The organism is Sphaerotilus sp. (assembly GCF_034519685.1).
GTDB lineage: Bacteria > Pseudomonadota > Gammaproteobacteria > Burkholderiales > Burkholderiaceae_C > Sphaerotilus.
Map to the genome: position 1 here is coordinate 407,432 of NZ_JAXHOF010000003.1, position 15,644 is coordinate 423,075.

Annotated in this window: 6 protein-coding genes; 2 read left to right on the forward strand and 4 right to left on the reverse strand. The window is 66.7% G+C overall.

The genetic code is table 11. From position 1 onward, the window contains the following. Window positions 1–10 precede the first annotated feature (10 nt). Window positions 11–1,423 carry a phenylacetate--CoA ligase family protein gene (locus tag U5O44_RS05455; RefSeq protein WP_322587450.1) on the reverse strand — a complete coding sequence of 471 codons (1,413 nt, stop codon included), beginning with the start codon at window positions 1,421–1,423 and terminating at the stop codon, window positions 11–13. A gap of 98 nt (window positions 1,424–1,521) precedes the next feature. Then, a complete protein-coding gene (locus U5O44_RS05460) occupies window positions 1,522–10,320 on the reverse strand; it encodes a calcium-binding protein (protein WP_322587451.1) in 8,799 nt (2,932 codons plus the stop codon). Window positions 10,321–10,881: 561 nt separating this feature from the next. Between U5O44_RS05460 and U5O44_RS05465 the strand changes: the two genes are divergently transcribed. Together U5O44_RS05465 and U5O44_RS05470 are read left to right on the forward strand one after the other, a co-directional pair. Continuing rightward, complete coding sequence (locus tag U5O44_RS05465; protein WP_322587452.1) at window positions 10,882–11,190, forward strand: DUF485 domain-containing protein; 309 nt, start codon at window positions 10,882–10,884, stop codon at window positions 11,188–11,190. Window positions 11,191–11,210: 20 nt separating this feature from the next. Continuing rightward, window positions 11,211–13,001 carry a cation acetate symporter gene (locus tag U5O44_RS05470; RefSeq protein WP_322588469.1) on the forward strand — a complete coding sequence of 597 codons (1,791 nt, stop codon included), beginning with the start codon at window positions 11,211–11,213 and terminating at the stop codon, window positions 12,999–13,001. A gap of 85 nt (window positions 13,002–13,086) precedes the next feature. On the opposite strand, the gene U5O44_RS05475 is transcribed toward U5O44_RS05470, so the two are convergent. Continuing rightward, window positions 13,087–13,764: a 3'-5' exonuclease gene (locus tag U5O44_RS05475; protein WP_416222132.1), complete on the reverse strand. Its 678-nt coding sequence runs from the start codon at window positions 13,762–13,764 to the stop codon at window positions 13,087–13,089. Beyond that, a complete protein-coding gene (locus U5O44_RS05480; RefSeq protein WP_322587453.1) occupies window positions 13,764–15,590 on the reverse strand; it encodes a putative nucleotidyltransferase substrate binding domain-containing protein in 1,827 nt (608 codons plus the stop codon). The genes U5O44_RS05475 and U5O44_RS05480 overlap by 1 nt, the downstream gene beginning before the upstream one ends. Between the last annotated feature and the right edge of the window lie 54 nt (window positions 15,591–15,644).

Here is a 15,644-nt window from a genome sequence, read left to right on the forward strand (position 1 = left end):
TGGCACGGGTTCAGACCTCGCAGACGACCTGGCGCAGCTTGCCGCTGCGCGGGTCGATCGCCGGCGCCTCGTCGCTGAGGTTGAGGTGCAGGCCGGGCAGTCCCTGCTTGGCGAAATACGCCTGCAAGGCCTGCAGAGACGCCGCGCGCAGTGCCGCCGGATCGGCGCTCAGGCTGACGTCCAGGCGCAGCTCCAGCGCGTCCGCGGTCGTCTGGCGGAGCTGGAAGCGGTGCACGTCGGCGCCCTCCTCCAATGCTGTCGTCACCGCCATCGGCGACAGGTGGACCACCTCGCCCGCCGCGTTCGGGAACCGCAGCGTGTCGTCGCAGCGGCCTTCGACGGTGAACGAGGGCCGGTGGTTGCCACAGGGGCAGTCGTCCGGGTGCATCGTCACGCTGTCGCCGAGGCGGTAGCGGATCAGCGGCTGCACACGGTTGGCCAGATTGGTCAGCAGCACCGCATGCGACGCGGTGCCGGCCGGCACCGGCTGGTCCTGTGCATCGACGGGCTCCATCAGCACCCAGTCGTCGTTCAGGTGCAGGCGGCCATGCGGGCACTCGAACGCGATGGCCAGGCACTCGGAGGCGCCGTAGTCGTTGATGACCGGCGCGCCGAACACCGATTCGATCCAGTCGCGTGTGCTCGCTGCCAGCCCCTCACCGCCGGACCACAGGGCCAGCGGCATCAGGCGCAGACGGCCGGCTTCCTGTTGCCGGGCCAGCTCGACCAGCATGCTCGGGTAGCTGGCCAGAAACGCCGGACGCCAGGCCTGCAGCGCGTCGCAGAGCTGGCCGATCGGCGCCGTGACGGAAAACGCACGCGACTCGCTGCCCGTCACCGGGTTGAAGCGGCACTGGCGCGACCAGAACGAAACGCCCGCGTAATGCCCATCGAGTGCGGCCACCAGCGCGCTGCGCGGACGCAGGCCCCACGGCCCCATCGCACCGGTCGCGGCCAGCGCCCACCAGCGCTGGGTGGCGAAGCGGCGGTCCATGCGGCTTTCGAGCAGCGTCGAATAGACGGCCAGCGCCGCACTGTCCTGCACGAAGATGCCCGGCTCGCCACTGGTGCCCGAGCTGGTCCAGACCGCGTAGCGGCGCAGGAAGTCTTCGCCGATCCGGGCCGGATCGCGCAGGAAGGCCTGCACGCCCTGCAGCGTGATGGCAGGGTCGGTCACCCACTCGTCGAAGGCCTGCATCAGCACCGGCTTGGTGACCGGCGGCAGGTCGGACCACACCAGCGGCGCGGACCGTTCGGTCACGCCGTGGTGGCGCCGGTAGAACGCGCTGCGGGCGTGGGCATGCTGGAGCAGCGACTGGCGGCGCTGCGCCACCAGGCTCGGCTCGGCTGCCCGAGGGCCGAGGGTCGCGCGCGCCCACGGGGTCATCCAGCCCGCCCAGGGCTCGTCTTGTTGCAGGGCCATCGGTTTTGTCTCCTTCATCCGTGTCGACATCTTCGCCCTCATGGTGAGGGCGTCGGCTGACAGGGATCAGACAAACCGGTGCTTCAGGACTGTACCAATCAGGACCAAGCGGCGGCAATCACGGGCGCCAGCGCATCCTGGTAGGCCTGCGACAGCGTGGTCGTGCCGCCCGACGGCGGGCTGAAGGCCGCCATGGCACTGATGAGCCCCTCGACCTGGGCGCTTTGCAGGACACGGCCATCAGCGGTGCGGAACTGCTCGATCTGGCTGGCCGGACCGGCGTCCCAGTCCATCACGTAGACGCGGTCCCAGGTGCCGATGACACTGACTTCGAGGAAGCCGTCGAGCCGCTGGAACCAGAGCTGGTCGGTGGCGATGCCCGCACCGAACTCGACCGTGTCCAGGTTGCCTTCGGTCTCGTCATAGTCCCAGACCACATCCAGTCCCGTGCCACGGCCGACGCGGTACACATCGTTGCCCAGACCGCCCGCCATCGAGTCTGCACCGCCGCCACCCAGGATCGTGTCGTTGCCGGCCGAGCCGAAGATCACGTCCGTGCCGCCGCTGCCATCGATGACGACGCGGTTGCCGAGGATGCTGGCATTGCTGAAGTCCAGCCAGTCGTCCGACCAGCTTCCCAGCAGACGTGTCTGTCCGACCACGGCGGTGGTGTCGATGACCTCGATGCCGTTGTCACCGTCGAAGCCCATCAGGCCGATGTCCACATCCCCGGCGCCCTGCGCGCGGAGGGTGTCCACGCCGCTGGTGCCACTGTCACGGTAGACGTCGAAGCCCTGGAAGGAGCGCCAGCCCCCGGCCAGGTTGCCGGTCACCATGTAGGTGTCGCTGCCGTCGAAGCCGTCGAGGGTGTCGTCACCAGCGCCCCCGACGATCTGGTCGTTGCCCGCGCTGGCGATGATGCTGTCGTTGCCCCCGGCCCCGTCGATCAGCAGGTTGGCGCCCGTCAGCGTGGTGGTGCTGAAGTCGAAGACGGTGGCGCCGTCGCCGCCAAGCAGGCGCACCGTGCCGGTGACGCCCGTGCCGTCGATGGCCTCGATGCCGGTGTCCAGCCAGCCCGACAGACCGATGTCGACCGCACCGGTGCCGGCGGCGACGACGCGGTCGGTGCCGGCGGTGCCGGTGTCGCGGTAGGTGTCATAGCCGTGGAAGCTGTTCCAGCCGCCGGCGAAGTTGCCGGTGACGCGGTAAGTGTCACCCGCCCCGCCGCCGTCGAGCAGGTCGTCATTGCCGGCACCCACGATCGTGTCGGCCCCCGCGCTGCCGAAGACCGTGTCGTTGCCGTAGCTGGCGTCGATCACCAGGTTGCTGCCGGTCAGCGTGGTGCCGCGGAAGTCGAGCACGTCGGCACGGTCGCGGCCCAGCAGGCGCACCGTGCCGGTCGCCCCCGTGGCGTCGACCACCTCGATGCCGGTGGTCTGCCACCCGGCCACGCCGATGTCCACATTGCCGGTGCCCAGCGCGACGACCTTGTCGGTGCCAGAGGTGCCCGTATCCCGGTAGGTGTCGTAGCCGTGGAAGCTGGACCAGCCGCCGGCCTGGTTGCCGGTGACCCGGTAGATGTCGCTGCCATTGCGGCCGTCGAGCAGATCGTCATTTCCCGCGCCCAGGATCAGATCGGCGCCTGCGCTGCCCGTGATCGTGTCGTTGCCATAGGCGCCGTCGATGAGCATGTTGCCGCCGACGAAGCTCACCGTGCTGAAGTCCAGCACGTTGGCCGTGTCGTTCGCCCAGAGCCGGACCGTGCCGGTGGCGCCCGTTCCATCGATCACCTCGATGCCGGTCGACTGCCAGTCGTTGATGCCGATGTCCACGTCGCCGGTGCCGAGCGCAACGATCTTGTCCGTGCCGGTGGTGCCAGTGTCGGCATAGGTGTCGCGCCCGCTGAACACACTCCATCCTGCGGCGAAGCTGCCGCTGACGCGGTAGAGGTCACTGCCTTCACCACCGTCCAGTCGGTCGTCCCCACGGTTGCTGAGGATGGTGTCAGCACCGGCACTGCCCAGCACCGTGTCGTTGCCGGCCCCGGTCTCGATGACGAGGTTGCTGCCGACCATCGTCACGCTGCGCAGGTCGAACAGTTCGGCGCCGCTCTCTCCCAGGAGACGCACCGTTCCCGTGGCGCCGGTGCCGTCGATCACCTCGATGCCCGATCCTGCGTTGAACCCGCCGCGCAGCCCGATGTCCACGTTGCCAGTGCCCACCGCCACGATCTTGTCCGTGCCGCTCGTGCCGCTGTCCTTGAACGTGTCGTAGCCGTGGAAGCCGGCCGTCGTGTTGCCCGTGACACGGTAGAGATCTCCACCGCCTGCGCCGTCCAGCGTGTCCTCGCCGTTGTGGCTCACCAGCGTGTCCGCTGCATCACTGCCGTACACCACGTCATTGCCGTTGCCGCCGTCGATCACGAGGCGCGTGCCCGTCAGCGTCACGCCACGGAAGTCCAGCGTCTGCGCGCCGTTGTCGCCCAGCAGGCGGACATTGCCTGTCGCGCCGGTTGCATCGATCACCTCGATGCCGCTGGCTGGGCCGAAGTTGCCCTTGAAGCCGATGTCCACGTCGCCCGTGCCCAGTGCCACGATCCTGTCCGTGCCGCTCGTGCCCGTGTCCTTGTAGACGTCGTAGCCCTGGAAGTCCTTCGTCGTGTTGCCCGTGATGCGGAAGGTGTCGCCGCCGCCGGCGCCGTCCACCGTGTCGTCGCCCCAGCCGCTGACGATCACGTTGTCCTGCGCGCTGCCGAAGAGCACGTCATGGCCGTAGGCGCCGTCGATGACGATGTTCGTGCCCGTCAGCGTCACGCTGCGGAAGTCCAGCGTCGAGCTGCTGCCGTCGCCCAGCAGCCGCACCGTGCCGGTGGCACCCGTCGTGTCGATTTCCTCGATCCCGCTGGCCGACCCGAAGCTCGCCAGCAGGCCGATGTCCACATTGCCCGTGCCGAGGGCCACGATCTTGTCCGTGCCGCTCGTGCCGCTGTCCCGGTAGGTGTCGAAACTGTGGAAGCTCGCCCAGCCGCCCGCCTCGTTGCCCGTGACGCGGTAGGTGTCGCCGCCGGCACCACCATCCAGCAGGTCGTTGCCACTGCCGCCCACGATCGTGTCCGCCGCCGCGCTGCCGTACACCGTGTCGTTGCCGTAGTTCGCGTCGATCACCAGGTTGCTGCCCGTCAGTGTCGTCGTGCGCAGGTCGATCAGGTTCGCGCTTCCTGTGTCCAGCAACCGCACCATGCCCGTCGTGCCAGTCGCGTCCACTGTCTCGATGCCGGTGGCATCCCAGCCCCGGATCCCGATGTCCACCGCGCCGGTCGTCGTGCCGGCCACCACGATCGTGTCTGTGCCCGACGTGCCGCTGTCCTTGAAGGTGTCATGGCCGTGGAAGCCAGTGGTCGTGTTGCCCGTGACGCGGTACACGTCGCTGCCGCCCGCACCGTCCATCAGGTCATCGCCCGACGAACTCAGCAGCGTGTCGCTGCCCGCGCTGCCATACACCGTGTCGTTGCCGCTGCCCGCGTCGATCACCAGGTTGCTGCCCGTCAGCGTCACGCTGCGGAAGTCCAGCGTCTCCGCTGCGCCCTCTCCCAGCAGGCGCACCGTGCCGGTCGCCCCGGTGCTGTCGATCACCTCGATGCCAGACCCGGACCCGAACCCGCCGCGCAGCCCGATGTCCACATTGCCGGTGCCCACCGCCACGATCCTGTCCGTGCCCGTGGCACCACTGTCCTGGTACCGATCGTAGCCCTGGAAGCTGGCGGTCGTGTTGCCCGTCACGCGGTACACATCGCTGCCCCCGGCACCGTCCAGCACGTCCTCACCAAAGCCGCTCAGCAAGGTATCGCTGGCAGCGCTGCCATACACCGTGTCGTTGCCACTGCCGGCGTCGATCACCAGGTTGATGCCCGTCAGCGTCACGGTGCGGAAGTCGAGCGTCTGGGAACTGCTTTCGCCCAGCAGACGCACAGTGCCGCCGGCCCCCGTCGCGTCGATCACCTCGATCCCGCCGGCTGCGCCGAAATTGCCCCTGAAGCCGATGTCCACGTCACCCGTGCCCACCGCCACGATCTTGTCCGTGCCGCTGGTGCCCGTGTCCTGATAGGTGTCGTGGCCGTGGAAGTTCGACGAACCCGCTGCCTCGTTGCCCGAGATCCGGTAGATGTCACCACCTGCGCCACCGTCCACGATGTCGTTGCCCACGTTGCCCACGATCGTGTCAGATCCGGCACTGCCGTATACCGTGTCATTGCCATGGTTCGCGTCGATCACCAGGTTGCTGCCGATCAGCGTCGTCGTGCGCAGGTCGATCAGGTTCGAGTTGCCCGTGTCCAGCAGCCGCACCACGCCGGTCGTGCCCGTGGCGTCCACCTGCTCGATGCCGGTCGCGTTCCAGCCCAGGATTCCGATGTCCACCGCGCCCGTCGTCGTGCCCGCGACCACGATCTTGTCCGTGCCCGACGTGCCGCTGTCCTTGTAGGTGTCATGGCCGTGGAAGCCGGAGGTCGTGTTGCCCGTGACCCGGTACACATCGCTGCCGCCCGCGCCGTCCACCAGGTCATCGCCCGAAGAACTCAGCAGCGTGTCATTGCCCGCGCTGCCGTACACCGTGTCGTTGCCACCCGCCGCGTCAATCACCAGGTTGCTGCCCGTCAGCGTCACGCTGCGGAAGTCCAGCGTCTCCGCCGCGTTCTCGCCCAGCAGACGCACCGTGCCGGTCGCCCCCGTGCCGTTGATCACCTCGATGCCCGATCCTGCGCCGAACCCGCCGCGCAGCCCGATGTCCACATTGCCGTTGCCCACCGCCACGATCTTGTCCGTGCCGCTCGTGCCGCTGTCCTTGAAGGTGTCGTAGCCGTGGAAGCCGGCCGTCGTGTTGCCGGTGACACGGTAGGTATCTCCGCCACCCGCGCCATCCAGCGTGTCCTCGCCGTTGTGGCTCACCAGCGTATCCGCCGCACCACTGCCATACACCACGTCGTTGCTGTTGCCCGCGTCGATCACGAGGCGCGTGCCCGTCAGCGTCACGCCGCGGAAGTCCAGCGTCTGCGCGCCGCTGTCGCCCAGCAGGCGGACCGTGCCTGTGGCACCGTTGGCATCGATCACCTCGATGCCGCTGGCTGGGCCGAAGTTGCCCTTGAAGCCGATGTCCACATCTCCCGTGCCCGCGGCCACGATCCTGTCCGTGCCGCTCGTGCCCGTGTCCGCGTAGACGTCGTAGCCCTGGAAGCCCCTCGCCATGTTGCCCGTGATGCGGTAGGTGTCGCTGCCGCCGGCGCCGTCCACCGTGTCGTCGCCCCAGCCGCTGACGATCACGTTGCCCTGCGCGCTGCCGTAGATCACGTCATGGCCGTAGGCGCCATCGATGACGATGTTCGAGCCCGTCAGCGTGACGCTGCGGAAGTCCAGCGTCGAATTGCTGCCGTCGCCCAGCAGCCGCACCGTCCCGGTCGCCCCCGTCGCATCAATGACCTCGATGCCGCTGTTCGATCCGAAATGTCCCTTCAACCCGATGTCCACGTTGCCCGTGCCGAGTGCGACGATCCTGTCCGTGCCGCTCGTGCCCGTGTCCTGGTACGTGTCGTAGTGGTGGAAGGATTTCCAGCCACCCGCCTCGTTGCCCGTGACCCGATAGGTGTCACCGCCCGCGCCGCCGTCCAGCACATCGTCACCGCTGCCGCCGACGATCGTGTCCGCCGCCGCGCTGCCGTACACCGTATCGTTGCCGTAGTTCGCGTCGATCACCAGGTTGCTGCCCGTCAGCGTCGTCGTGCGCAGGTCGATCAGGTTCGAATCGCCGTTGTCCAGCAGCCGCACCATGCCCGTCGTGCCCGTGGCGTCCACCACCTCAATGCCGGTGTCCTTCCAGCCCTTGATGCCGATGTCCACCGCGCCGGTCGTCGTGCCCGCCACGACGATCGTGTCGGTGCCGCTCGTGCCGCTGTCCTTGTAGATGTCGTGGTGGTGGAAGCCGGCCAGCGAGTTGCCCGTCACCCGGTAGGTGTCGCTGCCGCCCGCGCCATCCACCAGATCATCGCCCGAAGAACTCAGCAGCGTGTCATTGCCCGCGCTGCCGTACACCGTGTCGTTGCCGCCCGATGCGTCGATCACCAGGTTGCTGCCCGTCAGCGTCACGCTGCGGAAGTCCAGCGTCTCCGCCGCGTTCTCGCCCAGCAGGCGCACCGTGCCGGCCGCGCCGGTGCCGTCGATCACCTCGATGCCCGATCCTGCGCTGAACCCGCCGCGCAGCCCGATGTCCACGTTGCCAGTGCCCACCGCCACGATCTTGTCCGTGCCGCTCGTGCCGCTGTCCTTGAAGGTGTCGTAGCCGTGGAAGCCGGCCGTCGTGTTGCCCGTGACACGGTAGAGATCTCCACCGCCTGCGCCGTCCAGCGTGTCCTCGCCGTTGTGGCTCACCAGCGTGTCCGCTGCATCACTGCCGTACACCACGTCGTGGCCGTTGCCGCCGTCGATCACGAGGCGCGTGCCCGTCAGCGTCACGCCACGGAAGTCCAGCGTCTGTGCGCCACCGTCACCCAGCAGGCGCACGTCGCCCGCAGCACCCGTCGCGTCGATCACCTCGATGCCGCTGGCCGAACTGAAGTTGCCCTTGAAGCCGATGTCCACATTGCCCGTGCCCAGTGCCACGATCCTGTCCGTGCCGCTCGTGCCCGTGTCCGCGTAGACGTCGTAGCCCTGGAAGTCCTTCGTCGTGTTGCCCGTGATGCGGTAGGTGTCGCTGCCACCGGCACCGTCCACCGTGTCATCGCCCCAGCCGCTGACGATCACGTTGTCCTGCGCACTGCCGAAGAGCACGTCGTGTCCGTACGCGCCGTCGATGACGATGTTCGAGCCCGTCAGCGTCACGCCACGGAAGTCCAGCATCGAATTGCTGCCGTCGCCCAGCAGCCGCACCGTCCCCGCAGCCCCCGTCGCGTCAATGACCTCGATGCCGCTGGCCGGACCGAAACTGCCCTTGAAGCCGATGTCCACATTGCCCGTGCCCACCCCCACGATCCGGTCCGTGCCGCTCGTGCCCGTGTCCTGGTAGGTGTCGTAGTTCCGGAAGCTCGTCCAGCCGCCCGCTTCATTGCCCGTGACCTGGTAGGTATCCCCGCCGGCACCGCCGTCCAGCACGTCGTCGCCACCGCCGCCGACGATCGTGTCCGCCGCCGCACTGCCGTACACCGTGTCGTTGCCGTAGTTCGCGTCGATCACCAAGTTGCTGCCCGTCAGCGTCGTCGTGCGGAAGTCCAGCAGGTTCGCGTCCCAGGTGTCCAGCAGCCGCACTGCGCCTGTCGTGCCCGTGGCGTCCACCTGCTCGATGCCGGTCGCGCTCCAGCCCCGGACCCCGATGTCCACCGCGCCCGTCGTCGTGCCCGCCACCACGATCTTGTCCGTGCCCGACGTGCCGCTGTCCTGGTATGTGTCGTGGCCCTGGAAACTGCTCCAACCTGCCGCCTCGTTGCCGGAAACCCGGTACGTGTCGCCACCTTCACCACCGTCCACCTGGTCGTTGCCGCTCCCGGACACGATCGTGTCGGCTGCCGCGCTGCCGTACACCGTGTCGTTGCCGTAGTTCGCGTCGATCACCAGGTTGCTGCCCGTCAGCGTCGTCGTGCGGAAGTCCAGCAGGTTCGCATCCCCGTTGTCCAGCAACCGCACCACGCCCGTCGTGCCGGTTGCGTCGACCACCTCGATGCCGGTGGCGTTCCAGCCCTTGATGCCGATGTCCACTGCACCGGTCGTCGTGCCGGCCACGACGACCGTGTCGGTGCCACTCGTGCCGCTGTCCTTGTAGATGTCGTGGTGGTGGAAGCCGGCCAGCACGTTGCCCGTCACCCGGTAGGTGTCGCTACCGCCTGCGCCATCCACCAGGTCATCGCCCGAAGAACCCAGCAGCGTGTCGTTGGCCGCGCTGCCGTACACCGTGTCGTTGCCGCTGCCCGCGTCGATCACCAGGTTGCTGCCCGTCAGCGTCGTCGTGCGGAAGTCCAGCAGGTTCGCGTCCCCCGTGTCCAGCAACCGCACCACGCCCGTCGTGCCCGTCGCGTCGACCACCTCGATGCCCGTGGCGTTCCAGCCTCGGATGCCGATGTCCACCGCACCCGTCGTCGTGCCCGCTACCACGATCTTGTCCGTGCCCGATGTGCCGCTGTCCTTATATGCGTCGTAGCCATGGAAACCCGCCGCCGTGTTGCCCGTGACACGGTAGAGGTCGTCACCGCCTGCGCCGTCCAGCGTGTCCTCGCCGTTGTGGCTCACCAGCGTGTCCGCGCCCGCGCTGCCGTACACCACGTCGTTGCCGTTGCCCGCATCGATCACGATCCGCGTGCCCGTCATCGTCACACCGCGGAAGTCCAGCGTCTGCGCGCTGCTGTCTCCCAGCAGGCGGACATCGCCAGCCGCACCCGTCGTGTCGATCACCTCGATGCCGCTGGCCGGTCCGAAATTGCCCTTGAAGCCGATGTCCACATTGCCCGTGCCCAGCGCCGCGATCGTGTCGGATCCCGTGGTGCCGCTGTCCGCATAGATGTCATAGCCGTGGAAGCCAACGGCCGTGTTGCCGGTGATGCGGTAGGTGTCGCTGCCCTGGCCGCCGTCCATCTGGTCGTCGCCACTTTCACCGATGAGCAGGTCATTTCCGGCGCCACCCAGCAGAGTATCGTTGCCCGAACCACCCCAAAGGGTGTCATCCCCGTCGCCCGCATTGACCAGATCCGCCTGCCCGTAAGCGAACAACTCGTCGACGCCGGCAGTGCCGCTCAAGGTATCGGCGGTATCTGCTCCGGATACCACGTTGCGCGCTGCGACTGCGGCGGCGGCGATGGCGGCGCGGAGATTGGTCGCGGAATTGACCGTGGTAGCGGCCGTGGCAGTGGCCGTGGTAGTGGCCATGATCTCAGTGGAACGCATGAAAGAACCTTGTCGCCTATTTGAACCAATCCCGCCCCGCAGGATTTCCCGGATGTATGGCCGGATATTCATTTCGACCCCCTAGGCAATTCAGTTTCAGTTGAAGGTTCTGAATCAGAGGAAAATGAAAACCGGCAGTGCTTTATAAACGAAGGCCCCCTGCTTGTAAGGGGAGAGACTCCTGCAATTGGGGGGTTGAGTGACAATTTTTGGTGAATTGATCACACCGAATCAGCCAAGTCCTCGACAGAACTTTGGCAGAACCGTGAAAGCCTGCCGCCATGCGCAGGGACACCGCTGCCGCCCGATCGCCCATCGACGGCACGGCGGCACAGTCGCCTCGACTGGCGCCTGGCTGTTTCAAGGCGCCAGCCTTTTGTCAGAAAAAAGTCAGTGTTGACGAATATCACACCGTCAGCCTGCCGATTATATGTAATTTATCCGTCAGATATTTATGATCCAAGGGTCAGTATTTGGTCAGAATCGACTCCTAGACTGCACTTCGAATTATTCTGATTCAATGGTATCTAGTAGGAGACCTCAATGGCAGATCCTGTCATCTCTCGCATTAGGGCAAACCCTAAATATGCGGAACTCAAACAAAAACGCGGCGGTTTCGGCTGGATGCTGACACTGCTGATGATGGTCGTGTACTACGGCTACATCGCGCTGATCGCGTTCAACAAGGAATTCCTCGCCCAGCCCATGGGCGCGGGCGTGACGACGATCGGCATCCCCATCGGCATGGGCATCATCGTCTTCACGATCATCATCACCGGCATCTACGTGCGTCGTGCGAACGACGAGTTCGATCGCCTGACCCGCGAAATCCTGCAGGAGGTCTCCAAGTGAGCCGTACGTTCAAAACCCTGATGGCCCTGGTCGGGCTGCTGGGCGCAGGGGCCGCGCTGGCCGCTGGCGCCGACATGGGCCAGATCGCCAAGCAAGCGACCAACTGGACCGCGATCGGCATGTTCGCGGCGTTCGTGGCGGGCACGCTCTACATCACGAAGTGGGCAGCCAGCAAGACCAAGTCGGCGGCTGACTTCTACACCGGCGGTGGCGGCATCACCGGCTTCCAGAACGGTCTGGCGATTGCGGGCGACTACATGTCGGCCGCCTCCTTCCTCGGCATCTCCGCCGCCGTGATGGCCACCGGCTACGACGGCCTGATCTACTCGATCGGCTTCCTGGTCGGCTGGCCCGTCATCACCTTCCTGATGGCCGAACGCCTGCGCAACCTCGGCAAGTTCACCTTTGCCGACGTGGCCGGCTACCGCTTCAAGCCGGGTCCGATCCGCGCGTTTGCGGCTTCGGGCACGCTGGTCGTGGTGGCGTTCTACCTGATCGCCCAGATGGTCGGCGCCGGTCAGCTGATCAAGCTGCTGTTCGGTCTCGAATACTGGATGGCGGTCGTGATCGTCGGCGCGCTGATGATGGTCTACGTGCTGTTCGGCGGCATGACGGCCACCACCTGGGTGCAGATCATCAAGGCCTGCCTGCTGCTGTCGGGCGTGACCTTCATGGCCATCATGGTGCTGTCGCAGTTCGGCTTCTCGCCGGAAGCGCTGTTCGCCAAGGGTGTCGCGGTCAAGACCGCCATTGCCGTGAACGCGCAGGCTGCTGCCGTGGCCGCCGCCGCCGCATCCGCTGCCGCAGCCGCCACGCCGGAAGCCGCTTCGGCCGCTGCCGCTGCGCTGGCCAAGGCCGAAGCGATGAACCCCGAGAAGACCGGCCTGTCGCTGATGGGCCCTGGTGGCTTCATCAAGGATCCGATCTCCGCGATCAGCTTCGGCATGGCGCTGATGTTCGGTACCGCTGGTCTGCCCCACATCCTGATGCGCTTCTTCACGGTGCCGGATGCCAAGGAAGCCCGCAAGTCGGTGTTCTGGGCGACGACCTGGATCGGCTACTTCTATGTGCTGATCTTCATCATCGGCTTCGGCGCGATCACGCTGGTGCTGACCAACCCCGAGTACGCCAATGTCGCCAAGGGCGTCATCAACGGCGGCGCGGGCACGGCCAACATGGCGGCCGTGCTGGTGGCCAAGGCCGTCGGCGGCAACGTGTTCTACGGCTTCATCTCGGCCGTGGCCTTCGCGACGATTCTGGCGGTGGTGGCCGGTCTGACGCTGTCGGGCGCCTCGGCGGTGTCCCACGACATCTACGCCACGCTGATCAAGAAGGGCAAGGCGGACAGCAATGCGGAGCTGAAGGTCTCGCGCATCACCACGCTGTGCCTGGGTGTGCTGGCCGTGACGCTGGGCATCGTGTTCGAGAAGCAGAACATCGCCTTCATGGTGTCGCTGGCCTTCGCGATCGCTGCTTCGGCCAACTTCCCGGTGCTCTTCATGAGCGTGCTGTGGAAGGACTGCACCACCAAGGGTGCTGTCGCTGGTGGCTTCATGGGCCTGATCTCGTCGGTCGTGCTGACCGTCGTGTCGCCGTCGGTGTGGGAAGCCACGCTCGGCAACCCGAAGGGCTCGGCCTGGTTCCCGTACAGCTCGCCTGCGCTGTTCTCGATGACCATCGCCTTCGTGGTGATCTGGATCGTGTCGATCATGGACCGCAGCGCGCAAGCGACTTCGGAACGTGCGGCCTTCGAAGCACAGCAAGTGCGCTCGGAAACCGGCCTCGGTGCCGACGGCGCTTCGGGCCACTGACCCCCCGCCCCGTCATTCCCGCGCAAGCGGGAACCCACAAGAACCCGGCAACCCTGCCGGGTTTTTTGTTGGCTGTTTCAGATGCTCAAATGCTCAGATGCCGCAACTTGATGAAGGCCAGCGCCGCCATGACCGCGTCGTTGAGCGCGTCATGGGCATCCCGCCGCGGCAGCTCCAGCTCGGCCATCAGCGTGTCGAAGCGCAGGTCGATGTGCGGGTTCTGCACACGCCCCGCCTGCTGGCGGGTCTTGTAGTCGTGGAACAACGCCGAGATCTCGATCTTCGGCTGCGGCAGCCCGACTCCCAGCATCGGAAACAACACCCGGTTGATCATCGCCACATCGAATTCGAGGAAATACCCGACCAGTGGCCGGCTGCCGATGAAGGCCAGCAACTGGCGCATCGCCTCCTCCGGCTCCAGCCCCTGCGCAACATCCTGCTCGCGCAGGCGGTGGATGCGCACGCTGTCCGCGGTGAAGGCCTTGCTGGGTTTCACCAGCAGCGACAAGGCCTCGCTGGTCATCACCCGGTCGCCGACGATGCGCACGGCGCCGATGGCGATGATCTCGTCCCGCCGGGTATCCAGTCCGGTGGTTTCACAGTCGACTGACACCCATTCATTCGGCGGCGGCGCATCGTAGAGGTAGCGCAGGCCCGGATCCGCCAGATGCCACAGCATCCACGCCCGCTTGAGTGCCGCCCAGCGGCCGGAGATTGGGGCCATGCCGTCCATGCCGTGCGTTCCATGCTGACCGGCGGACATCAGATCACGTCCAGGTGGAAGTGCAGCCGCAAATAGGCCTTGAAGCGCTTGACCACGGCCAGGGTGTCTTTCAGCAGGTCACGGTCCAGGCTACCGAGCTTGTCCAGCGCGATGCCGGCGCTGACCGTACGGCCCTGCTCCAGCGCCTGCAGCCCCGCGCGCAGTTTCAGCCCCATGAAAAAGTGCAGGCTGTCGACCAGGTCCGTGCCCAGGTCGGCGGGCAGATGCCCGCCTGCGAGCAGGGCCTCGATCCGCTCTGCCGTGCCGGTGGCGGCGATCCGGTGCTCGAACGCCAGACTGCGCACACCGTGCACGATCGGGAAGATGCCGGCCTTCTTCAGATCGAGCAGATCCTTGCCCCCATCGCCCAGGTGCAGCAGGCGGTTCCACCAGCCGCTGTCGGTGCTGAAGGCGTCGATGGCCCCGGCAAAGCGCCCGAGCGTGCCGGCGTTGTCATGGGCAAAGCGCCAGACCTGCTCGCGCACGCTCTCCAGAAGCGCCGCATCGCCCGCCACGCTGTGCGCATCCAGGAAGATCGCGAGCGACATCAGATGGTCGGAGGTCGGCGCGAACAGCCATTCGCGCACGGTCCGCGCGAACCCGTCCTCGCTGTCGCGCCAGTCCGGGTTGCTGACCATGATGCGGCCCGGGCACGGCGGATACCCGAAGGTGGCCAGTGCCGCAGAGAACCGGTCACACAGCGTGCCGAGGTCGTGCAGGCATTCATAGCCGTTGCGCAGGATCAGCCCGTTGTCCTGGTCGGTCTTGAGCAGCTGCTCGCCGCGCCCCTCGCTGCCCATGACGAACAGGCAGCTGTTGGCGACCAGATCCGCCGGAGCGATGAGTTGCCAGGCGCGCTCGAACAAGGTCGCATTCAGCTCCTGCACCAGCCGGGCGATCATGCCGACCTTGGTGCCGCTGTGCTCCAGCACGCCGATGAGGCGCGTGATCTGCTCGGCCGCGGCCTGGAGTGCGGCCAGGTCGTTCGCCTCCAGGATCTGCAGCGTGATCAGGTAGGAGTGGTTGGAGAGATAGCTCAGCAGGTCGAGCTGCTGCAGGAACCCGAGGATGTGCTCCCCCTCGGCCACCACCAGCCGGTGGATGCGGTGGCGGATCATCAGCGCCAGCGCGTCGAACAGCGGTGTGCTCGGGCGAATCGTCACCAGCTTGAAATTGGCCAGCGTGCGCACGGGCAGCTGGTCCAGCGGCACGCCGGTCATGATGGCCTTGGGCAGGCTGGTGACGGTGAAGATGCCGAGCCGGGGCGGGCTGGCCGCGGTGTCGCGCACGAGCACATTGGTCGTGCGCTGTTCGTGGAAGACCCGGGCCACCGAGGCCACATCCTGGTCGGCATCGACAAAATGTGCCGCCCGCAGGTACGCCTGGTCGACCCGCGCCATGGTCAGCGACTGGAGTTCATGCTGGCTGCGCCGCTCGGCCAGCGCACCGAGCTTGTTCGACAGATCGGCGAACAGCAACGCCCCGAACGTGGCATTGCTGGCGATCAGCGCCAGGACAGTCGCCCGGGCCAGCCGGTACAGCACCACTTCCTCACTGGCCACGAAGCGGCTGCTGGTCCGGCCCGCCACCAGCCCGCGACCGTCGAAGCAGTCGTCGGGACCAAAGGTGGCCTGGTGCTCGTCGCCCTCCCATTGCTGGACATGGCCCTTGATGACCACGAACAGGTGGGTCGGCTCCACGCCGGGAGCCAGGATGACAGCGCCCTCGCGGAAATACTCGATGTCCACGCTGCGCCGAACGCGCTGACGCTCCTCGGCCTGGAGGGCGTCGAAGGGCGACGCCGAAAAATTGAATGCACTGGGCACGGAACAGGCCTTTCACAGCCAACAGATCCCGTGATTCTCATGGGCACGCCCGGC

Bases quoted from the DNA above. Each gene is read 5' to 3' on its own strand.
- U5O44_RS05455 (WP_322587450.1), bottom strand. From the start codon at position 1,423: ATGGCCCTGCAACAAGACGAGCCCTGGGCGGGCTGGATGACCCCGTGG.
- U5O44_RS05460 (WP_322587451.1), bottom strand. From the start codon at position 10,320: ATGGCCACTACCACGGCCACTGCCACGGCCGCTACCACGGTCAATTCC.
- U5O44_RS05465 (WP_322587452.1), top strand. From the start codon at position 10,882: ATGGCAGATCCTGTCATCTCTCGCATTAGGGCAAACCCTAAATATGCG.
- U5O44_RS05470 (WP_322588469.1), top strand. From the start codon at position 11,211: ATGGCCCTGGTCGGGCTGCTGGGCGCAGGGGCCGCGCTGGCCGCTGGC.
- U5O44_RS05475 (WP_416222132.1), bottom strand. From the start codon at position 13,764: ATGTCCGCCGGTCAGCATGGAACGCACGGCATGGACGGCATGGCCCCA.